General features: G+C 35.5%; 21 protein-coding genes and 1 pseudogene. 3 read left to right on the plus strand and 19 right to left on the minus strand.

Annotated features, from left to right (window positions below; genetic code table 11):
* Positions 1–7: 7 nt before the first annotated feature.
* The 18 genes from wecB to yaaA all read right to left on the minus strand — a co-directional run bounded on the left by wecB (position 8) and on the right by yaaA (position 19331).
* Positions 8–1183, minus strand: a complete 1176-nt coding sequence (gene wecB / locus K5Q29_RS02165) for a non-hydrolyzing UDP-N-acetylglucosamine 2-epimerase (protein ID WP_105139272.1) — start codon at positions 1181–1183, stop codon at positions 8–10.
* 2 nt (positions 1184–1185) lie between these two features.
* Positions 1186–2226: a polysaccharide biosynthesis protein gene (locus K5Q29_RS02170; RefSeq protein WP_105139273.1), complete on the minus strand. Its 1041-nt coding sequence runs from the start codon at positions 2224–2226 to the stop codon at positions 1186–1188.
* Between the two features lie 9 nt (positions 2227–2235).
* Positions 2236–3327, minus strand: coding sequence for an EpsG family protein (locus tag K5Q29_RS02175; RefSeq protein WP_105139274.1), 1092 nt, complete (start codon positions 3325–3327; stop codon positions 2236–2238).
* Positions 3324–4760 carry a flippase gene (locus K5Q29_RS02180; RefSeq protein ID WP_105139275.1) on the minus strand — a complete coding sequence of 479 codons (1437 nt, stop codon included), beginning with the start codon at positions 4758–4760 and terminating at the stop codon, positions 3324–3326. Before K5Q29_RS02180 ends, K5Q29_RS02175 begins: the two co-directional genes overlap by 4 nt.
* Complete coding sequence (locus tag K5Q29_RS02185; RefSeq protein ID WP_105139276.1) at positions 4753–5688, minus strand: capsular polysaccharide synthesis protein; 936 nt, start codon at positions 5686–5688, stop codon at positions 4753–4755. The genes K5Q29_RS02180 and K5Q29_RS02185 overlap by 8 nt, the downstream gene beginning before the upstream one ends.
* A gap of 60 nt (positions 5689–5748) precedes the next feature.
* Positions 5749–6675 carry a glycosyltransferase gene (locus K5Q29_RS02190; protein WP_172699653.1) on the minus strand — a complete coding sequence of 309 codons (927 nt, stop codon included), beginning with the start codon at positions 6673–6675 and terminating at the stop codon, positions 5749–5751.
* On the minus strand, positions 6644–7768 hold the full coding sequence (locus tag K5Q29_RS02195; protein ID WP_105139278.1) for a glycosyltransferase family 4 protein: 1125 nt from the start codon (positions 7766–7768) through the stop codon (positions 6644–6646). Before K5Q29_RS02195 ends, K5Q29_RS02190 begins: the two co-directional genes overlap by 32 nt.
* The gene (locus K5Q29_RS02200; protein WP_105139279.1) at positions 7765–8871 is read right to left on the minus strand and encodes a glycosyltransferase family 1 protein; all 1107 of its coding nucleotides are present in this window, start codon (positions 8869–8871) and stop codon (positions 7765–7767) included. Before K5Q29_RS02200 ends, K5Q29_RS02195 begins: the two co-directional genes overlap by 4 nt.
* Positions 8872–8904: 33 nt before the next feature.
* Positions 8905–10116: a glycosyltransferase gene (locus K5Q29_RS02205; protein ID WP_221876900.1), complete on the minus strand. Its 1212-nt coding sequence runs from the start codon at positions 10114–10116 to the stop codon at positions 8905–8907.
* Positions 10116–11321 carry a glycosyltransferase family 4 protein gene (locus K5Q29_RS02210; RefSeq protein ID WP_105139281.1) on the minus strand — a complete coding sequence of 402 codons (1206 nt, stop codon included), beginning with the start codon at positions 11319–11321 and terminating at the stop codon, positions 10116–10118. The genes K5Q29_RS02205 and K5Q29_RS02210 overlap by 1 nt, the downstream gene beginning before the upstream one ends.
* Positions 11322–11337: 16 nt before the next feature.
* Entirely contained in the window at positions 11338–12192 is an 855-nt protein-coding gene (locus K5Q29_RS02215; RefSeq protein ID WP_105139282.1) for an NAD-dependent epimerase/dehydratase family protein, read from the minus strand.
* Entirely contained in the window at positions 12189–12791 is a 603-nt protein-coding gene (locus K5Q29_RS02220; RefSeq protein ID WP_105139283.1) for a sugar transferase, read from the minus strand. Before K5Q29_RS02220 ends, K5Q29_RS02215 begins: the two co-directional genes overlap by 4 nt.
* A gap of 204 nt (positions 12792–12995) precedes the next feature.
* Entirely contained in the window at positions 12996–14822 is a 1827-nt protein-coding gene (locus K5Q29_RS02225) for a nucleoside-diphosphate sugar epimerase/dehydratase (RefSeq protein ID WP_105139284.1), read from the minus strand.
* 29 nt (positions 14823–14851) lie between these two features.
* Positions 14852–15583: a capsular polysaccharide biosynthesis protein Cps4B gene (gene cps4B / locus K5Q29_RS02230; RefSeq protein ID WP_105139285.1), complete on the minus strand. Its 732-nt coding sequence runs from the start codon at positions 15581–15583 to the stop codon at positions 14852–14854.
* A gap of 37 nt (positions 15584–15620) precedes the next feature.
* Positions 15621–16316: a tyrosine-protein kinase gene (locus tag K5Q29_RS02235; protein ID WP_024402810.1), complete on the minus strand. Its 696-nt coding sequence runs from the start codon at positions 16314–16316 to the stop codon at positions 15621–15623.
* 9 nt (positions 16317–16325) lie between these two features.
* Positions 16326–17015 (minus strand): YveK family protein, encoded by a 690-nt coding sequence (locus K5Q29_RS02240; RefSeq protein WP_105139286.1) that lies wholly within the window; start codon positions 17013–17015, stop codon positions 16326–16328.
* A gap of 17 nt (positions 17016–17032) precedes the next feature.
* Entirely contained in the window at positions 17033–18472 is a 1440-nt protein-coding gene (locus K5Q29_RS02245; protein ID WP_105139287.1) for an LCP family protein, read from the minus strand.
* A 124-nt stretch (positions 18473–18596) separates the two neighbouring features.
* Positions 18597–19331 carry a peroxide stress protein YaaA gene (gene yaaA / locus K5Q29_RS02250; RefSeq protein ID WP_105139288.1) on the minus strand — a complete coding sequence of 245 codons (735 nt, stop codon included), beginning with the start codon at positions 19329–19331 and terminating at the stop codon, positions 18597–18599.
* 122 nt (positions 19332–19453) lie between these two features.
* On the opposite strand from yaaA, the gene K5Q29_RS02255 reads away from it, so the two are divergent.
* Positions 19454–20713 (plus strand): PLP-dependent aminotransferase family protein, encoded by a 1260-nt coding sequence (locus tag K5Q29_RS02255; RefSeq protein WP_105139289.1) that lies wholly within the window; start codon positions 19454–19456, stop codon positions 20711–20713.
* A gap of 253 nt (positions 20714–20966) precedes the next feature.
* Here K5Q29_RS02255 and K5Q29_RS02260 read toward each other — a convergent pair whose 3' ends face one another.
* Positions 20967–21818 carry a DegV family protein gene (locus K5Q29_RS02260; RefSeq protein ID WP_024415093.1) on the minus strand — a complete coding sequence of 284 codons (852 nt, stop codon included), beginning with the start codon at positions 21816–21818 and terminating at the stop codon, positions 20967–20969.
* A 126-nt stretch (positions 21819–21944) separates the two neighbouring features.
* On the opposite strand from K5Q29_RS02260, the gene K5Q29_RS10835 reads away from it, so the two are divergent.
* Positions 21945–22349 carry a TetR/AcrR family transcriptional regulator gene (locus K5Q29_RS10835; protein WP_014736032.1) on the plus strand — a complete coding sequence of 135 codons (405 nt, stop codon included), beginning with the start codon at positions 21945–21947 and terminating at the stop codon, positions 22347–22349.
* Positions 22350–22436: 87 nt separating this feature from the next.
* Positions 22437–23484: pseudogene (locus K5Q29_RS02270) on the plus strand (IS4 family transposase); the annotation flags it as partial.

Below are 23484 nucleotides of genomic sequence, written 5' to 3' on the forward strand. Positions count from 1 at the left end.
AGTCTCCTTAGTATTTGCGCCAAACCATCTTATTGACGATGCTAGTGTAGGACTGAATGATTTTTACAACCTTATCTGAAACATTTTCATCCACATAATCAGGTACTGGCAACCCTAAATGTTTGTGCTCATTCATAGCTACAGCCACATCAACTGCCTGCAGAAGACCAATTTCATCAATTCCAGAAAGAATGAAATCTGCCTTATCTAAGGCTTCTGGGCGCTCTGTACTGGTCCGAATACAAACTGCCGGGAAAGGCTTGCCAACTGAAGTTAAGAAACTCGATTCTTCTGGTAGAGTTCCTGAATCAGAAACGACAGCATAAGCATTCATCTGTAAACAATTATAGTCATGGAATCCTAACGGCTCATGCTGGATAACACGTTTATCCAAAACAAAACCTGATGATTCCAGCTTGTTTTTACTGCGTGGATGGCAAGAATACAGAATTGGCATATCGTATTTCTCAGCCATCTTATTTACAGCAGTGAACAAACTGATGAAGTTCTTGTCGGTATCAATATTTTCTTCACGGTGCGCAGACAACAGAATATAGCGCCCTTTTTCAAGACCCAAACGCTGATGGATATCCGAAGACTCAATTTTTTCTAAATTCACCCTCAAAACCTCAGCCATCGGCGAACCTGTTACATAGGTTCTCTCCTTAGGTAAGCCATTGTCAGCCAGATAACGACGGGCATGCTCAGAGTAAGCCATATTGACATCAGAAATAATATCTACGATACGGCGATTGGTCTCTTCAGGTAAACACTCATCCTTACTTCTGTTTCCAGCTTCCATGTGGAAGATAGGAATATGCAGGCGTTTAGCACCAATAACAGAAAGACAAGAGTTGGTATCACCTAGAACAAGTACTGCATCTGGTTGAATCGCAACCATTAGCTTATAGCTTTCTGCAATAATATTTCCCATGGTCTCACCCAAATCACTACCTACCGCATTCAGATAGACCTCTGGATCTTCCAAATTCAAATCGTGAAAGAAAATACCATTTAAATTGTAATCATAGTTTTGACCAGTATGGGCTAGAACTACATCAAAATAACGACGAGTTTTCTTAATAACCTCTGATAGGCGAATGATTTCTGGCCGAGTTCCAACAATAATCAAGAGTTTTAACTTGCCATTGTTTTTCCAATTTACTTCTGTATATTTTGTCATTCCTATTTTCCTAACTTTGCCATTTCTTCTTGAATGTAGGCCAGGGAAGCAATTTTTTCCTTGGTTTGTTCTACTGATAACAACTCTGTATTATTGCTATTAAATTCTGTCAGTGGATTACGATCAACATCTCCTTGATTGAAATATTTATCATAATTCAAATTGCGATTGTCGCAAGGAACTCGATAGAAATCACCTAAATCAATTGCATTGGCGCATTCTTCATTTGTCAATAAGGTTTCATACATTTTTTCCCCATGACGAACCCCAATGACACGAATCGCTTCTTTATCTCCTCCAAACAACTCACACACTGCTTCTGCTTGTGTTTGAATCGTACAAGCAGGAGCCTTCTGAACAAGAATATCTCCTGGTTCCCCATTTTCAAAAGCAAAAAGGACCAAATCCACAGCTTCTTCCAGGCTCATGATAAAACGTGTCATGCTACCATCTGTGATTGTCAGTGACTGACCTGATTTAATCTGATCAATCCAGAGAGGAATAACGGAACCACGTGAACACATAACATTTCCATAACGAGTACAACAGATTTTCGTTTTTGTAGTTGTTCGACTCTTAGCCACAACAACTTTTTCCATCATCGCTTTAGAAGTTCCCATAGCATTCACTGGATATGCAGCTTTGTCCGTTGACAAACAGATAACACTTTCAACACCTGCGTCAATAGCCGCTGTCAGCACATTCTCCGTTCCAATCACATTTGTCTTCACTGCTTCAATAGGGAAAAATTCACAAGATGGCACCTGCTTCAAAGCAGCCGCATGAAATACGTAGTCCACATCGTGCATGGCATTTTTAACCGATTGCAAATCACGGACATCTCCCAAGTAGAAACTAATTTTATGTGCAACTTCGGGCATTTTAGCCTGAAATTCATGGCGCATATCATCCTGTTTTTTCTCATCGCGAGAAAAAACACGAATTTCTGCAATATCTGTCGCCAAAAAGCGATTTAACACAGCATTCCCGAAAGAACCTGTTCCACCTGTAATTAATAGTGTTTTTCCTGAAAATAATGACATTTTTTTCTCCTAATTAAACATATTCACCTGTAGCGCCTCATAAAACATTAAAACATTTTCTTTCATAATCCACCATAAAATTGTAAAACCTGTGATAGAGAGAATTATCACTAAATGATTATTATTTTTACTAAATGATTTCTTTAGATAAGGAAAAATCATTGCGTAGCATACAAAGTTTAAAGTTGTAGTAAAAATAATATACCTGAAAAATGTAACATTGAACATTATCAATGGAAGAAATATTACACAATATAAATTCTGCTGATAGACCCCAGCAACAACCTTTAATTTATTTAAGGGAAGATTCTCAATATGATAGCTAATTTTTCGAATATGATAAATTGTCACCATATTAAATATAAAATACAGATAATATATCAAAAAACCTAATCTTGTTGAAGCACCTGTATAAAATTGAATACGCTCTTTCAAACTATCACTATTAAAAATTGGACCGAATAAACCTATCAAATAACTTGATTGATTCCCATTCAGTAAATTCATAACAATTAAAAATACCGAGACGACTATTAGTAAGCTGATTTTTTTATTTCCATCTTTAATAGAATAGAAGAAAACAAATGGTAGCAAAAAAATAATTGAGGCATGGAAAAAATAAGCTATAATCATTCCTAAAATAAAAAATAACCTTTTTTGATGAAATAACCAATAATATGCAACCAAAGCGATACTATTTGCAATAAAAAAACGAATAACCTCTAAACTATAGAAAAAATAAAACAACGAAAAGAGTAATATTAACAAATTATAGTTACATTGCAGTTTTTTAGCGATAAAATAAATAGAGATTGATGAAATAATAAAAATGACTGCCAAAAACACTTGGAAAGATACATCATTGTGAGAAAAGAAGTCTGCCAACCATACATACCCTTTATCATCAAAAATAATCGAATTAAGATTTTCATAGTAACGTTGTCTGTAATAAGTTAAATCTGAAAAACCAGCCCTAATATTACCACCATATACAAATAACAAAATTACCCAGGATATACTAGCTATTGTTTTTGAACTCTTTTTGTTTACCACAAGAAATAAATTAACAAAAAACATAAAGTAAAACAAAAGTGATATCATGATTTTCTCCCAAAGCTCTTTGTAAACTGATTATACAATTTAAATAATATTTCATCTCCAAGCACGATACCTATTAAAACATATACAACTAAACCAATTAAAGCTTGAAAAGCTGTAGTAGCGATAACGCTTTCTGCATTAAAGAATAAAACCTTTATGACTAATCCCATAACCAAGGCCATTGATAAATACTTAATTAGATAACGAAATATAAATAAAATACTGATTTCTTTCCTTATAGTATTATACTGGATACATAGTGCCACCAATAGTCCAACGATTGTGGCGATACATATTCCATATATACCAAAATATGGAACTAAGATTAAATCTAAAACTATATTAGTTACTGCAGATAAGATATTTGAGATTAAGAGAGGCTTCATTTTATTTGTAGCAACCAAATACTGATTTCCTGAAATACCCAACAAAGTGTTGAACAGAATAATAGGCGTCAACATTTTTACTATAGATATAGAACTAATAAATTCTGAACCTAGGAACCATGGAATAAAGGAGTCAGAAATAATAAATATGCCTACCATTAATGGGACAGACAAAAAAATTGAAAAGCCTGAAGATAACGCCATATATCTCTCAATATTATCTCTATTTTTATTACGAAACTCATTAGCTAATCTTGGCATCATTACTGTATTCATAACCATGATTAACGATAATGGTATTTGAACAATCTTCTCCGCATTTCCATAGTATGCTACATCAGCTATATCCGTAACTAGAGTACCTAGAATAATTTTATTAATCGAGAGTAGTAATTGAGTTGCAACTACTGGTAAAAATAATTTTAAAGAACCTATGATATGTCTCCAAATCAGAGATATATGAAAAGTTGGTTTTGAAATATATTTTCTCAAGCTAGAATAGGCTAATATATTCGCTAACAGAACAGATAATCCATTTAAAAAAATATATATCATCAAATCATCGGGTGTCTTGACAAATAATAATGTCCCTAGTATGAACAATAATTTTGCAATGATATTTTTTACCACTGCATGTTCCATATCCTCCACCCCTACATATATCCATGTGCAATCGATAATTGTCCCTAGAACCCAAAAACCAAAAGAAATAGTATATATATAATAATTAGATGAGATTGCTACTCCCCAAAAAACTCCAAAACATACTAACCCTAAAAAAAATTGTGTTAATAAAATGCTCCAAAAAGTTCTTGATAGGAGCGGCCCATCATCCCTAACATAAGCAATCTCCCTACTGCCGTAATGTCCTACTCCAAGCAGTGATATCGTAACAACTAGAGTTACAACAGAGTTGCTATAATCGTAAATTCCAAGTTGCGAGGCTCCTAACACCCTTGAAATATATGGTGTCATTAATAACGGTATGACCAAAGTAAGAAGTTGGTAAACCATGTTATATATATAGTTTTTCGCTATTTTATTCATTACTTCTCTCTACAATTCTTTTTAAATACTCATAATTTCTTTTATTATATATAGACTTATAAGACAGTTTGTGAATGGATTGCTCCTCTAAAATAGTAGACAGTTCTCTATCGGAAGAACCTTTTAATAACTGATCTAACCTTCCAACCTGCGTATTTTCTATCTTTACTCGATCAATTGATTCTTTAAAACTTGGAAATATTTCATAAGCTAATGCCAATACACAATCCAAGAGAAGGTAGGTCAGATGAGTACTCTCTGTTAAAAAATAAACCTCAAACAACTCCTGACAGAACTCTATCCCTGTATTTTTACCTACACCGATAAGAGATGTCATCCATTTTCCCATACACACATGGTAAGCCATTGCTGGATTTCCATAATTTATACTAAAAAAATAAGCATTATCATCCTCGTTTAGAGCATTAGTCAAGAGAATAGTAGAATCTAACCAGATACCCCCATATTTTGACAATAGAGATAATCTAATGTAATCAGAAAAAATCGTAAGTGTGAAGTTTCTATTGTTAACTTTTTTTAATATTGAATCAGGAATATCAATATAGTTGTGAACATTTTCTTGAGTAATCAAAAAAATATTCGACTGGTCATAGTAATTATGTAGACTTTGATAGCACAATTTAACAACTTCTGGCATACTTTGCTCTCCTTGCCACCAAAAAAACCAAATTCTGTTAAAATCAACTACACTCTCACAATATTCCTCTTCTCTATACTTATCAATAATTGCTTTATATTTTTTACATAAATATTGTTTAGCGGCTTCGTGTTTTCTATAAAAAAAATATTTTCCTAGTCTACTCCGTTGACCTAAAACGGCTGATATTCCTTCTAATAACGCTAGGTAGCAGCCGTAGTTTATATTTATAGCATACAATTGTTGCATTTTCCCTTTTATTTTTTTCATAATCTTACCTTTCTGCTACCTAGAGCAACACTCATATAGATGACTAACATGATTTTTAATTTATGGCATCAAAAAAACCAAAATATCAGACAATAAATTCCTTAATGTCGGATAGAAATAGAATGACTTAAATTGGAACATAAGTAATTGCAAGATATTCCCATCTAAAATAATTTCTCGACGTTTTTTTAAAAAATTTACTATTCTTTGAAGTTTGTGAGAGTAAAAGTAATTACTATTTACATTTACATGCTTTTCAACCTTGATTAGAAAGTGTGACAAATCTTCTGCTAATCTTATTTCACTCGCTCGCCTCTCCCTGCTCAACCCCGATACTGGTGTGGAAGCACTATTTATATGTCTTCTAAAATAAATAAGTTTTCTATTAAATATATATAATGAATTTCTTATAATTGCTAAGTTCCAAATAATACAGTCATGAGCATGAATCGGATCATCAAATTGTCTCATCATATCAAGAATACTCCTTTTGATAGCAAAAGTACAACCTGGTCGCAAAACGTATATCGTTCTATATGTAAACTTGATACGTTTCAATGTCCTATCATCTTTATTAATATTTTTTATTCGAACTCTTTCTTTTCTGCCATCGTACAATACATCATAATTAGTTACTATGACTTCTGCATTTTTTTCATTTAAAAATTGTAAAACTGTCTCCTCTACCTTAGTTTTATTCCATATATCATCTTGGTCCGCTAAAAATACAATTTCTCCAGAAGTGAATGATAGAGCCTTTCTAAAATTTTTTCTCCATCCAACATTTTCTCTGTTTACTATCAATTTCCAATGCTCAAGTTGATAATTTTTTATATATTCACTAATTAACTCAATCGTTCCATCTGTAGAACAGTCGTCTACAATAACCACTTCTTGTGGTGCTACTGTCTGAATACGAATTGAGTCTAACTGTTGTACAAGATAGTCTTTTCCGTTAAATGTTGTCATCGCCACTGAAATTTTCAAAATCCACCCCCATATATTGTAAATGTTGAGAAACCATTTTTTCTATTGAATACTCTCTTACTGATTGCAAACTATTTTTTCCCATAGTATCTAGATTATCTAAAGCTTCTTGAATAAAAAATGATAGGTTCACAGAATCCCTATTTTCTGACAAAACATAACCATTGAAACTATTTTTTATTAATTCTGTTGCTGCAACACAACCAATTGTTGAAATAACGGGGAGACCTTTGGCCATTGCTTCATTAACTACCAATCCCCATACTTCATTAACTGCTGGAAATACAAATAAATCCGTTGCCCTATAATATTTCTCCAACTCCTCTGTATTTAAAAACTCAATAAAATGTACATCGGATACTTTGGAAGCAAGTTTTTCTAGTAATTCTTTATACGAGCTATCTATGCTTGTCCCAATTATTACGCATTGAATATTTCTATCTATTAGCTGTAATGTTTCTAACAGCCAGTCCGCTCTTTTACGCTTAATTAACCTACCTACAAATAATATTGTTGGAATTTCTTTTAACCCCAGTTCTCTTTTCAATTCATTTTTTGTTTCAATGTTGATTGGCTCATTCAATATTTGACTCTTTGTTATTGAAGTAAAATTGTAGCGCACAATTTTCTTTGAAGAAACTCCATAATTTCTAAAAAAAGAATCTGTAGTTTGACTAGGGCTAAAAATTTTTTTAGGCTTGGAGAATAAAAATTTCTTAAATAGAAATTTCAACCTACTTTCGTTACTAAATTTACTACCATCTACTTCTAAATTGAAATCAATTTTGCAGAAAATGCATTTTAAATAGGCAGCAAGCTCTGTAGCATATCCGTAGTTTGTCAAAAATATATAATCAAAATAACCTTTTCTTATATATTTAAAAATCCCAAAATTTATCTTTCTTTCATTAATATCTCCGTCCGACAAGAAAATAGCCTTAAAATTCTTATATTCATCATAATAATTAAATTTAATTCCTGAAGCTCCACGCGCTTCAAAAATAACGGTTAAATCAACGTAATGCCCTAATAATGAGTAGAAAGCAATTCGATATGGTGATGGGATATTAGTTATAAATAATACTTTTTTCATTTTTCCACTAATTCTAAATATTTTTTTTCTAATTCTCTAGCAGCAAACTCAATATCGTAACCAGCATTGAACACTTTTTCTTTCGAATTTATATCTCTTGTAGAAATATTACGGATTGAATCGACCCATTCATCTACGGATTCTTCCAAATTATGAAAAATCACATTTCCTGTAATATTTACTTCCTTAGGCACTTTTGTAGAACATATGCAGTACAACCCATTTGTTTGAGCTTCGATTGCCACAATCCCTAATCCTTCAAAACGGGAAGGAAAAACAAAAACATCAAAAGCATTGAGTAAGTCCGAAACATTATCCCTCTCTCCTAAAAAAAAGACTTTAGAGGAAAGACCTAACCGATTAGCCTTTTCTTGTAACAAAAGTTTATCTTCTCCTTCTCCTACCAATACCAATATAGAATCTTCATTTATTTTTTGAAATTTATCAAAAATATCAATTAGGAAGGATTGATTTTTTTGGTAGGACAACTTGCCTATGTGACCGATAACGAATTTACCTTCAAAACCAAATTCTTTTCTAATCCTCTGTCTAGTTGCGGCAGAAAATTCAAAATTTTTAATAGTAACTGCATTTCTGACTAATTGAAACTGATTCTTTCCGTACAGCCATCTACCTGCCTCTTCTGAACAAGCCCACAAGTCTGTTGCATATCTTCCAATTAATAATCTACTAAACTTATGCAATAAAAGCTTTAATAAATTGCTAGTAAGAAAATCAGTGTTGTGACTATGAGAAATTCTAATTGGTATTCCGCAATTCTTTGCCTGCCTAAGAAATAGACCATTCATTCCATCCATATGTGCATGAACTACTGAATATTTTCCGCTTTTCAAAATTTTGGTAACTATTTTTGTATTTTCTATAGGGTTGTCTCGCTTGATAGGGGCGTAGTAAATCATACCACCTTGTGAGATGATCTCATCATCATGGACTGATTTCTCTCCATGCACCAAAAAGTCTATCTGTAGCTTACTTTTATCTATATTTCGATAGTAATTTCTCATATAGGTAGAAATCCCACCATTATCAATAGTTCCTCCACTAACGTATAAAATTCTAGGAACTCCTTTGCTATAACTCATTGGCAATCCCTCCTTGGTTTAGTGCACCTAATATTATAGAAGATTTCTAAATAATTCAATGTATTTATTAACCATTACATCTGTGCTAAATTTCTCAGCATGTTTTCGAGTCGTTTTGGCTGTTTGATAATCCTTGTTTTTTATGGAAAGCAAACTTTGTAACAGAAGTTTGTAATCCCCTTTTTTTATGACTTTCCCTGTCTCCCTGCATATGCTCTCGCTACTTCCACCAGTATCAAAGGTGATAACTGGTGTCCCGCATAATTGAGCCTCCACATTAACAGATGGAAAATTGTCACCCAATGTCGGATTCACAAAAATATCCGCTTGATTATAATAGTGAACCATCTGAGAACTGTTTAGTCTACCAACTTTTATAATATTGGATGGCAGTGACGTGCTATCATCGACACCTATCAGTGTAATCTGAAAATTATCACCAAGGTCTTCAGCTAGCTGACAAAAATATTTCAGTCCTTTTCTTTCATCCCAAACACTGGCCGCTCCTAAAATATTGATTTTTTCTGTTTTACTGGGTAAATCAACGCTAAACTGTCTTGTATCCATACCATTGTAGATAGTCAACACCTGAAATTTTTTAAGAAATGAATCTTCAACAAAGCGAGTCAACCAACAAGAAGGTGTTACAAGAGTCAAATTAGTCATTGCAGTAATAACCTGATATTTATCACGAATATTTTGTTCAAAACGACTAAATGATATTCGTGCTACAGATGGGTACTGCTTCTTTTCTTCTTGTGTTCTAACTATCTTTATAGGCCTTCCATCCACAATCTGGATATTATTCTCAATATAGGCCGCACCTCCAGAAATTGCCCATTGATCATGCAATAACCAAACAACTGGAATAGCCAATGCGCGCAATTCTTCAAATAAAATCCTATAGTTTACATAATAACCGTGAATATTATGCAAATGAATAACATCTGGTTGGTAATCTCTGATAATTTGTATTAACTGCCGTGTTGCAAAACGAGAACCTAACCCATGTTGATCCCAAAAATGACTACGTAAATAATGAAGTCCTTGCTCAAACTTATTCCCAATTTTCTTTGTAGGAATATCTTCAACATCATTTCCACGTCCATATACCGTCAAACAATCATGCCCGTTCGCAATTAGACCTCGCGCTATATTTTGACAAATAATCCCCGTAGAACCATATGAGATTACCGTATTTATCTGTAAAATTTTCATAACTTTTTCACTCTTCAAACTACTCATTATTCTGATACCAGTTTTTCCAACTCATCCAACAAACTTTCTCTGTTAAAATAGGTCTCACTATAGTGTAGTGCATTCATTCCAAAAATTTCCTTCTTGTTAGGAGTGAGTTTTGAAAACTCTAAAATATTATCAATGAGCCCTCTAACATCTCCAGCTTCACTGACTAAGCCAGCTTGGGATTCTTTAATGATCTGAGCGGCTTCTCCATTCAATGAAGCAATAATTGGAATGCCACATGCCATAGTCGATTGCAACTTAGCCGGTATAGTCATATCAAATAGCTCATTTTGAGCAAGAATAATCAGCGAAGCATCACTATTAGCAAAGTAATAAGGAATTTCTTCTGGTTTTCTTTGACCGATAAAATTAAAATATTCTTTTACTTCTAAACGCTCAATTTCCTGTATCAATGTGCTCTTATAACGACCTTCACCAATAATATTGAACATAACTGGCACATCAGTATTCTTCAACTCAAGAGCAACCTCTGGTAAAATTCCTAAGCCCTGTGCTTCTCCTATATTTCCAGCGAACGTAATATTTAAACTATTCCCAGAAACTATTTCATTTTCTATGTGCACTTTCACTGGTGAATAGTAATCTTCTGCATATTGAGGCCAAAATACTAATTTATGCTGTTCAATTCCCCTCTGTTTAATTTTTTTCAGAAAACTTTGAGAGGAAGTCAATATTTTGTCTACATTATGGTAAATATAATCGACCATTCTGTCTAAATACTTAATAACCTGTACACTACGGATTCCTCCTACAATTTGAACATTTTCGGGCCATAAGTCCATTACATAAAGCAGTACAGGTATATTCCGTTTAAAACTATACCATATCCCTGGTAGCGCCTGTGTCATCGGAGAGACCTCGTAAATAAATACTGCATCAGCGTCTACTTTAGTCAATTTTGTCCAAACATATCCTGATAAAACAAAACTGAAGTAATTTAGAACTAGCCCAATCTTACTTTTTCCTCTAGGAATTAAAGGTATTCTTAAAATCTCTACCCCATTGAAAACCTCTCCTTTTGAGAAAAAGTGATACCCATCGTAGTAGGAGCCCGAAGGATAGTTAGGAATTCCTGTCAAAACCGTAACCTTGTAGCCTCTTTCTACTAATTTTGTACAAATATCATTAATTCTAAACTGTTCTGGGTAGAAGTACTGAGATACTACTAAGATATGTTTTTTCAAACAATCACCTCATTAATTATTCTTCCGTTAATCTAATAGTCTCTTCAAAATCATTTAACTGATACTCAAAAGTATATTGGCTTATTTCCTGCTCATAAACTAAGTTTCCAAATACTTTCTTCACTGTATCAAAATGAAACAATAACTTGATGAAGGGATTGAAAATGGATACCAGATAGATTTTTTTTCCATGAGAAGCAGCGATCCTTTTCACTAAATCTGAGGTACATACATATTCTTTATTTTGAGGAAAGAAGACTCCCCGCTCTCCCGCTATAATAACTCCTTCGATGAAGGCACACAAGTTGTCAATATGTAGCATACTCCGTTTATTTGAAAATTTTGGGAATACTGGCAATGTTCGTGCTAATTTGGCAAGCCGAGGATAATTTCCCTTCGATCCTTTTCCATAAATCATCGGAGGACGAACGATAACAATTTTAAAGTCATCATTGGCTAAGCCTGACAGTTTTTTTTCTGCTTGCCACTTACTATCTCCATAAAAATCAGAAGGAGTTGGAACTGTTTCTCTAGTAATAATCCTTTCTGAACTTGAACTATCACCATAGACGATGATGCTGCTCATAAAGATAAATTGTTGTACATTCGACAGTTTAGCTTTGGAGGCAACTTTATAGGTTAATTCTGTATTAACATCATAGTAAAGTTGTTTCTGACTTTCATCTTTTGAAAAATGTGCGATTCCAGCCACGTGAAACAAGGAGTCATAGCCTGAAAAATCAAACTCTTCCCAATTTGGATCTAATAAATCAAGGGTATCAATTTCAAAATTGCTATCCTTATTTTTTACGTATTCTTCAAACGAAGTTCCAATATATGAGTTTGCTCCTGTTATCAATACTCTTTTCATGACTTCCCTTTCTGCCCCGTTCCGCCTTCGACGACACCTTCACTTTTTGCTACACTAATAAACGTTCCAAAAAAACACTTAATATCAAGCAGAAGCCCCATATTCTCAACATAGTAGCCATCTAATTTTGACTTTTCATCAATCTCTAACTCATCACGGCCATTAATTTGAGCCCAACCAGTCAGACCTGGACGAATGTCATTTGCTCTATATTTATCTCGCTCCTCAATCAAATCGTATTGATTCCATAGGGCTGGACGTGGACCAACAATGGCCATTTCTCCTTTGAAAATATTGAATAGCTGAGGTAATTCATCGAGACTAGTCTTTCGTAGAAAAGCTCCTACTTTTGTAATCATCGCTGTAGGATCCTTCAAAAGATGGGTTGGCATATCGCTTGGAGCATCTACATACATAGAGCGGAATTTATAAATCATGAAGTGTTTTTTATTCTTACCAACTCGTTTTTGTTTAAATAGTACCGGACCTCTAGAATCTAATTTAATTGCCAATGCAATCAATAATAAGATTGGACTTAGAATAACAATAGCACTTCCTGAAATAATGATTGCTAAAATGCGCTTACAAATTGGATACATTTTCATCTCCATTTTTCATTTTATTCTTATCAACTCATTCACATCTATAAAAGCCGATAGTCTCCTAATAATGTAAAGCAAATTTACTAAATTTTAAATATCTTGGAACCGACTCTCCAATATTATATTCATTAAGTATTTCAACCATCCTAGAGCCTAAACATCGTTTAAACTCTAGGAAAGTAAAAATATTTTTTTACTTTCTTATTCTTGTTTAGCAAATTCAATCAACTTATCTTTTAATTCATTTCTATCTTTTTGGAGTAATCCATTGATAAATGAATTGACAATATCCGATTGTTTATTTGTAACGCGACCTACAAATATTTTTTCATAAATCTGTTCGCTGATACGTTCTTCTGTTGATAGTAATTCCTCGTAGAGTTTTTCCCCAGGACGAATACCTGATTCAACAATTCCAATTTCTTCCTCAGTATGACCACTCAGCAGAATAACTTTTCTTGCCAATTCCAGAATTTGTACAGGCTCACCCATATCCAAGACAAAGATTTCTCCGCCTTTTGCCAAATGTCCTGCTTGGATAACCAAACGACTGGCTTCTGGAATAGTCATGAAGTAACGAGTCATCCTAAAGTCAGTAACGGTAACTGGACCACCTTTTTTGATTTGTTCCTTAAATAGAGGAACAACACTTCCACGACTACCTAAAACATTTCCGAACCTTACTGCAGCAAATTGTGTTTGTCCTGTTTCATTTAAGCCAGTAACAATCATTTCTGCTACCCGCTTAGTCGCCCCCATAACATTTGGCGGATTAACAGCTTTATCTGTTGAAACCATAACAAATTTGGCAACCTTTGCAGTTTTAGCCGCCTCAGCCACATTCTTCGTTCCAAAAATATTATTCTTCACTGCTTCATGTGGATTATATTCCATCAAAGGAACATGCTTATGTGCTGCAGCATGATAAACAACATCAGGTTGATACTCAGACATTATGCTAAAAATCAACTCTCTGTCTTGAATATCTGCGATGAGAGGGACGAACTCAATCTTACCTCGATATTTTTCTAGCAACTCTCGATGAATGAGGTAAATTGAATTTTCCCCATGTCCAAGCAACAACAATCGTTGAGGCGTAAACTTAGCAATTTGACGACATAACTCTGAACCAATCGAGCCGCCTGCTCCTGTGACAAGAATTGTTTTCCCTTTGAAAAACTGATTCAACTCATCCTGATCCAAAATAACCTCTGGTCGACCAAGAAGATCTGCTACGTCAATTTCCTGAAAGGCACTAACAGACATGTTTCCCGCCATAATATCTTCAATACTAGGCATATTATTGACAGTCACTCCTGTAGTATTACAGATTTCAACAATCTTCTCTCGCTCCTTACCATTTAAGGAAGGGATAGCAATCGTTACTTGATCAACTGCCAATTCTTCTACTAAGCGTGGAATATCATTGCGGTTTCCTAAAACTTTGGTGTTACGGATAAATGTTCCAAGTTTATTTGGATCACGATCGACTATGCCGACAATTTCAAAATTCAATTTTCGATCTTCGACGGTATTGATAAAAATATTTCCACCATCTCCAGCACCTACCACCAAAATTCGCAGTGAGCTATCCGTCTTACGAATAGCATTTTTTCGTGTCTCATGCAAGACTTTCCAAACAATCCTTGGGGTAATGAGCAATACATATGACAAAAATAAGGATACTAAGATGAAGCGATAACTAAAACTCTGCCATAAAATCGTTGAGATAATTAAAAATAATGAATAAGCAGATATCAAGCTCAACCCTATTTTTACATAACTCTGATAACCGGTATACCTCGTAATTAACGAAAAAACCTTTAATCTAACTGAAATAATCAGATAGAATATCAATACAAATAAAACTGCAAGAATGAAACGTTTATCTGGAATGTCAATAATAATATCCAAGAACAGTCTACTCAAATTCATGGAAACTACAATAAGAAAAGTATCCATGCATATAAGTATCAATCTTTTGCTATTGCGCTCTAACAGTTTATCGGTAACAGTTCCTAAATCCATTTTTTTCTCCAAAATCTAGAGTAACCAGCTTAAATCACCTGGTTTTTTAATAACATAAGAGGGTTCTTTTTCAATAAAGCTTTTGCTCTATCTTCCCCAAATCCCTCTGTTATTAACTTATAAGCCTCTCTCATAAACGGAGGTCTATTTGATAAATTATGCATATCACTAGCCACACAGTGCACCAAATCCTGCTCTAAAAAGTACCGTGCCCGTTTCTTAAACTCTTTTGCTCGGTCACCAATTAAACCTGGTTTTAACACATGGTTGCTATTAATTTGAGTATAACACCCCTTGTCGATTAACTCTTCTACTCGCTCTGACTGAAATGCCAGAGCATCATAACGCTCTATATGGGCAAGTAGTGGAGTCAGTCCAAGTAACATTACTTCATTCACAGCCTCTTGGATTTCTTTCCAAGGAGTATTCTTACTAAATTCTAGGAGAATATAGCGCGTTCCATTAAGAGTTGGAACTTCCTTTTTTTCGAGTTTACTTAGGATATCCTTATTATAGTAAAGTTCCGCTCCATAACATAAAGTCATTTCTGGATAAGCTACTTTAACTCTCTCTTTTACTTGAACAAAATTAGTCATAATAATTTTCTCAGGAGTTTCAAACATCCCTTTTCGTCTATGAGAAGTAGCAACTATGAAGCGAACCCCCTGACGATAAGCTTCTCCTATCAAATCTAGACTCTCTTCAATTGTCTTTGGACCATCATCCACACCAAATATAATATGCGAATGAACATCAATCATACTAACACCTACTTAATCAAAGCTCATATAATAAAAATCAAGCTTTTTTACCGTAATTTCCATAGTTACCATAATTTCCATAATCACCATATTTCTCAGTTGCAATATCATACTTGTTCAAGATAACGCCTAAGAACGGTGTTCCAGTTTGCTCCAACTGTTCCTTTACTTTTTTCACGGCTGAACGTTTGACATTTCCTGCCTCTGCTACTAAAACCATTGCATCACACTTCTGAGCAATAATTGCAGCATCAATTACCATCCCTAGAGGGGGGCAGTCAACAATCACATAGTCAAAATACCGACGAAGAGTAGCTAATAAGTTCTCAAAATTCTTACTTTGTAGAAGGGCAGTTGGGTTTGGTGATATTTTACCAGACTCGATAACTGTTAAATTAGGAATATTTGTTTCACATAGCCCTCGAGATAAATCAGTAGTTCCTGCTAAATAATCAGTTAAACCAGTAATTTTCGTAATTGGCTTAAAGAAACCTGACATCACTGAGTTTCGAATATCGGCATCAACCAGGACTGTCTTGTAGCCAGAACGAGCATAGGCAATAGCAAGACTAGCTGCTGTTGTACTCTTTCCTTCATTTGATTGGACAGAAGTTATGCCAACCACTTTAATATCTTCCCCACTGAGTTGAATATTCGTACGGATAGCGTTAAAATATTCTTCCGTCTTATTTACTAATTCTTTCTTCGTACGCGCAATTTCTAATGTCGCCATATTTTTCTCCTATTTCAATTTCTTCGAATCTGGCACTACACCAAGTAAGGTCAATCCCATTACCTCTTCGATATCCTGAGGACGTTTTACACGGTCATCCAAAATTTCCATAACCAACACGAGACCTGTTGCCAAGATACTGCCGGCTAATAAACCAAGCAAGATATTGCGTTTGGTATTAGGAGTTGATGGCTCCTCTGCTGGGACAGCCTCTTCAAGTGTTGTCACATCACTCACTTTTGTAACTTCGATGATTTTTTGTGATGCGAAAGTACGGAGACTATTTGCAATGCGAGCTGCTTCATTTGGGTCCGCATCACGCACGGAGATAGAAACAATACGAGTATCAACAGGAATAGAAACGGAAACCTTTTCTTTTAGGTTTTTATTCAAATTCAACTCTGTAGCCACCTGTGTCAGTACATCTTGTGATAGGATGATTTCCTTATAGTCTTTTACCAAATAAGACCCAGCTTGTAAATCCTGATTTGTCAATCCCGCGCCAGCTTCAGCATGTTGCCCAACTACATAGATACGAGTTGTCGAATCATATTGCGGCGTTACCAAAAAACTACTATAAGCAAAAGCTAACCCTGCACCTAATAGTCCCAGCAGAAGGATAAAGATTTTTTTTCTCCAAATCGTTTTCAGTAAGAGTAAAATATCAATTTCGATTGTATTCATTTCTTGATTATTCATGTTTTCTCCCTATTTTTTTAATTTCCATCCAATACTGACTGAATAGCAGCCTTTGTTTGTTCCAAACTTTCTTGGTTTATTTCCAACATATAAAGTTGTGAATCCGGCATAGCATAAGAAGGCAAATCTGTTCGCCCATTTCCAACTAGCGCTTGTGACTCCACTGTAAACTGTGTGCCGGCTTCTAATTGCGTATTAACTAAGCCTATAATTGTTTCAATACTTAGATCCGTTTGAATAGATCCTTCTAAACTATTTAAAATAGCTTGATAATTACGTAAATTCTCTGGTGAGCTCAATTTTTTTATAAGTGCTGCAATGACTTTTTCTTGGTTTTTACCACGGTCATTATCACCATTAGCCAACGAATACCGCTCACGAACAAAGATTAGCGCTTGCTCTGCATCTAAGTGTACTGTTCCCACCGGGAAAGTATGCTCACCACTTGTGAACTCTTGGGTGTTTTCTACATCTATACCTCCAACCACATCAATCAACTGTAGGAAGGATGTAAAGTTGAGACGAATATAGTTGCTAATATCAATACCATAAAGATTTTCCAAGGTATGCACAGAGGCATTGACACCATAAATACCAGCATGAGTTAATTTGTCGTATTGATTTTGCCCACCATCTGCGATAGCAACATAAGAATCTCGTGGAGTAGTTGTCAATAAAATTTTATGTGTAGCACGATTAATAGTCATAATAATATTAACATCTGAACGCGAAACAGACGAAATTGGACCATATGTATCAATGCCGCTGATATAGATATTAAAACTGTCTCCACTCACCTGCTTAGTAGCTGTATCAACAGTCCGAGTCACCTTAAAACTATATATTTTCCTCACTTTTGAAGAGAAGTCTGAATCCTCATTTTCTAAAATATTGGTGAAAACTCCGTTGAAAATCATTGCTTGACTCTCACCATTTAGCATAGCTTGGTAGGCTGTTAGATAAGAGGTCGTCGGACTTGTAGTTAATTGAGTAGACTCCATTTTGGAAATATCATTTAATAAATCAGTGATGTTGTCTTGATCGTATTCGGCCGGAGCAAGTACATTAGTGACCTGTCGAACATCTGTAATCTCACTATTTGCTGGGACGAGGATGCTCATTTCATATTCTGAAAATGTCGAATTTGAATTTAGTCGTGTTGAAAATTTTACAACTTCTTGCATTCCATAGATTCCGACAGAAGTGATGACCAGTGAAAAAATAAGTAAGAGTGCTGTAAATATGCGTGCTTTCTTACGCCACATCAACAAGCCAGTCAATACTGCAACCCCTATCAACAGGATTGTTACAATATAGTTCAAATACCGAAAATCTAGGATGTTATAGCGATACATAGTCACTAAGAACAGACATAGAATAATGGCATATAGCCCCCAAAGCGCAAAATTTAGCAACTTAAGCTTAGGCGATTTCCTCCATCTGCTTCTCTTCTTCATAAACAACCTTCCTTTTACTTATAACTCACCTATTGTATCACAAAAAACAATATTTTACTAGCCACGTAGCCATATTAGTGATGAAAAACGTTATCTTATTCTTTTTGGAATCTTGTTCTTTTTTTCATATTTTAACCGAACGTATGAAAGTCAGCTGATTCTCTGTTGATTTTTCAGCACAATATTCAAAGCCATCCACCTTAAAATCTTGAATGTCCGATAATTCTTGAATATTGTTCTTAGCCAACCAGGACAGCAATCTTCCTCTACCTTTTTTTGATATAGTCGAGTGAACTTTTAGCTGACCTGCTTTTTCTTCCATGAAAAGAATTTTAACTAATCTTTTCTGAATCTGTGGAGAAAACACCTGCTCAAATTCTGACGAAGCCAGTGAGAGAATCAGTTCATCATCACCAACTTCTTGGTCATAATACGGTCGCCAGTACTGTTTCAAAGACTGATTGCCTATCTTTAAGCTCCCTTGAAAATCTAAGCGGTGAGGTGAAATGAATTCAAAAGGATGAATCAACCCGTATAAGGCTGTCGCAACACGAACGTGGTCACGTAGGTAATTTTCTTCTTTCGAATCTATACCTCGCCTATCCATATAACGATACATGAGACCATCATATAACTGCCAGGCTGGATAGGTTTTTGCTTGACCTGTCCTAATTCGATGCCAACGATCAGCTTCTAACTCTGCCTTTTCTTCATTCAATCTATAAAAGGCAGCCATCTTTTTTACATCAAATTGACTTATGGCATCCAGCACCTGCTTGCTTCGATCAGACAGGGGATAAAACGAGGCATTCTCTAGATTTGTATTTACTTCTTTTGCATTAGGTATAATTATTTTCATCACTTAATTATACCATATAGTAGCTTAATTCCTGAACCTCAACCCCCTTATTCATATATTGTATTTCTGAAACTTTTCCTATATACTAGCTAGTAACATAGTCTATAAAAAAGGGGGCTTAGATGAAAAAATATCAAATTATCATCCAAGATATTTTGACTGGAATAGAGGAACACCGATTCAAACGTGGAGAGAAATTACCTTCTATCCGTCAACTCAGCGAACAATATCATTGTAGTAAAGACACTGTCCAAAAGGCTATGTTGGAATTAAAGTACCAAAATAAGATCTACGCTGTCGAAAAAAGCGGTTATTATATCTTAGAAGATAGAGATTTCCAAGACCATACTGTAGAGCTCAATCCTGCAGACTTTCAAGAATTACCCTATGAAGATTTTCGGATTTGTCTAAACGAAAGTCTTATTGGGCGGGAAAATTACCTATTCAACTACTATCACCAGCAAGAGGGATTGGCAGAACTGATTTCCTCCGTTCAAAGTCTGTTAATGGACTATCATGTCTATACAAAAAAAGACCAACTGGTTATCACAGCTGGTAGTCAACAAGCTCTATATATTCTCACACAAATGGAAACCTTGGCTGGAAAAACAGAAATCTTGATAGAGAACCCTACCTACTCACGAATGATCGAGCTCATTCGACATCAAGGAATCCCCTATCAAACAATTGAACGGGATTTAGATGGAATTGACCTAGAAGAATTGGAAAGTATCTTCCAAACTGGAAACATTAAGTTTTTCTACACAATTCCTCGCTTGCACAATCCTCTCGGTTCAACCTATGATATAGCAACAAAAACAGCCATCGTAAAATTAGCAAAGCAATACGATGTCTACATCATTGAGGATGACTATTTGGCAGATTTCGACTCTAGTCATAGCCTACCTTTACACTATCTTGATACAGATAATCGTGTCATCTACATAAAATCTTTTACACCGACACTCTTTCCAGCCCTCCGAATCGGTGCAATCAGCCTTCCTAATCAGCTACGTGATTCCTTCATCAAACATAAGAGTCTAATCGACTACGATACCAATCTTATCATGCAAAAAGCTCTCTCGCTCTACATTGATAACGGTATGTTTGCACGGAACACACAGCATCTTCATCATATTTATCACGCTCAGTGGAATAAAATAAAAGATTGCTTAGAGAAATACGATTTGAACATCCCGTATCGAATTTCCAAAGGGAGCGTAACCTTTCAGCTAAGCAAGGGGATTCTTTCGCCTAGCATCCAACACATGTTTGGAAAGTGTTATTATTTCAGCGGACAGAATGCTGATTTCTTACAGATCTTCTTTGAACAAGATTTTGCAGATAAGCTGGAGCAACTTGTAAGATATTTGAATGAATGAAATCTAATAACCTCATGCAAATAATCCCCCTCGAACTTAAAAGACGAGGGGGATTATTCTATAGTGGAAATTACATCCCAAAATTGTTATACTCTTCGAAAATCAAAATTATCCGTTGTCAAGAGCCTTGATGAGTGAAAAGCTCCAGTGGAGGTTTTCAGCCTGTTACCTTGAAATAAGATAGTAACAGAGTTCTATCTTCGACTTCGTTTCCTAGGCTACTTTTGATTTTCATTGAGTGTTACTCTGTGAATCACGCTTTCACTTCATAGCCCATCAAAAGTCCGCCTTCTTCAGCATAAAAACTGCATAGACCTGATGTTGCAACTTCGTCAATAACAGCCGTTGGAAAACTTGCTTTTACCAACTCTGAGAATTGTTGGAAAAACTTGGCATTGTTGCGGTGGGCCATGACGATTCGACCACCATCATAGCCTGCTTTTTTCATTTCTTCAAAGGCTGCTGTCACAGATTTCTTATGACCACGCGCCTTTTGAAGCAACTCTAATTTTCCTTCAGCGCTTGCCTCACCAACCATACGGATATTGAGAAGACCAACGACAGTGCCTACCAATTTGCTCAGTCTTCCATTCTTAACAAGATTATCAACCTTCGCTAAAACAAAGAGGAGCTTACTGTGTTCCCGATAGTGAGTTATCGCTTCTACTACTTGTGGAAAATCTAATCCTGCACCAATTAAGCGATTGATTTCGTCTACAAGTAAATCCATTTCCCCACTGGCTGACAAACTATCTATCAAATGGATATTGACATTCGGATGCTCTTCGATATACATATCCCTAGCTACACGTGCCGCATTAAAACTACCCGATAGCCCACCTGTAATCGTCACAACGATAATGTTCTCAGCTCCCTCAAAAGCTGCCTGATAAGCCTGCGGACTTGGACATGCCGACCCAGCTGCAGACTTAGATGCTTCCATCACCTCCATCATGTGATCAATATCCAAGCTCGCATCATCAACAAATGCTTGTTCTCCAACCTGGATGGTAAGTGGCACACTAATAAATTCTGTATCCGGAGCTAGATTAGATAATTGACGATAGTCGCAGCCCGAATCTGCAACAATTTTCCATTTTGACATAATATTCTCATTTCCAATTTTACTTTTTTATTTGACAATAAATCTCTATTTACTTACAATTATATCATTAAACTACCCCATCTGAAAGCATTTTCTTTCAGATGTGACACTCGGAAAAGGAAAACTATGGCAGGTCGTAAAATTTCACCCCAATCTTTGAAAAACCTCTATCAATCAAATAAAGAAGCGAATCAACTGACTAAGGAATCAATAGAAACTGCTCTGCTATTTCTCCTAGAGAAAAAGGAGCTCAAGCAAATTTCGGTATCTGAATTGGTTCGTAAAGCGGGAGTTTCTCGCAACGCTTTCTATCGCAATTATAAGTCAAAAGAAGAAATTTTAGAGATTTATTACGAACGGACTTCCAGCAACCTTAAAAAGAAATGGCATGATTTGCAGGATAAGGTTCAAAAGGACGGCGTCAAGCAAAGCTTTGCAGATTTTGTCCACGAACAAAAACGCAAGGCAGAGCAAAGCAAAACCCTGTCCAACGTCAGTCAATGGATCAAGGAAAAAACAAAACGGGATTAAAAGTCCAATGTCATTAAGTTAACTAACCTATCACATTTTGTGGTGGGTTAGTTTTTATGTTACACTAAAAATAAAAGGGGAAAAGTCATGCTAGATCAGATTAAAGCTCATTTACTTGATAGTATTAACGACATCGTTTCCACCGCAAACCAGTTTGTGCTTCATCCTGAAAAAGATTTTAGTCGGAAAAGTCAGCTAACGATGAAAACCATGATTCAAGCTATACTGACCATGGGTGGTAATACCTTAGCCAAAGAGCTACTTGATTTAGATTTGCCAGTCACTCAATCTGCCTTTGTCCAACGACGATATCGGATCAAACATCAAGCTTTTAAAACCCTGTTTGCCAATATTACTTCTAAAATTCCAACTTCTAAAGATCTCCCTATCCTAGCTGTTGATGGTAGTGATGTGGTTCTACCAAGAAATCGTTCTGATAAAACGACCTCGTTCCAAACTGGACCACACCACACTCCTTACAATCTCATTCATATCAATGCTCTCTACAATCTTGAACAAGAGATTTACCATGACCTACGAATTCAGGATAATCGGGAGGTTGATGAGCGTGCAGCTTTCATCGACATGATGGAGAGTTGTCCCTTTTGAACAAGCTCTGGTGATAATGGATAGGGGGTATGAATCCTACGATGTCATGGCGCATTGCCAGGAGAAAAATTGGTCGTATATTATTCGTATTCGCGATGGAAATAATTCTATGAAAAAGAGTTTTCATCTCCCTGATACTCCTTGTTTTGATGAGGCATTTGACCTAAACATCTGTCGCAAACAAACCAATGAGATGAAACACCTGTATCGGTACTTCCCTAATCAGTATCATTTTTTACCTAATAATGCCTCCTTTGACTTTCTGCCATGTTCTAGTCGAAAAAGCACCCCGACCAGCTTTTATGAGCTGCATTTCCGAATGGTGCGTCTTGAAATCAAGCCTGGTTTCTTTGAAACTTTGGTGACAAACACCGATTATTCTCCAGAAAAATTAAAAGATCTCTATACCTACAGATGGGGCATAGAGACCAGTTTTCGTGACCTAAAATATAGTATCGGTCTGACTCATTTTCACGCGAAAAAGAAGGAAGGGATTCTCCAAGAAATCTACGCTCGCTTTATCAAC

The organism is Streptococcus sp. 2018037, from assembly GCF_019754195.1.
GTDB classification, from domain to species: domain Bacteria; phylum Bacillota; class Bacilli; order Lactobacillales; family Streptococcaceae; genus Streptococcus; species Streptococcus hashimotonensis.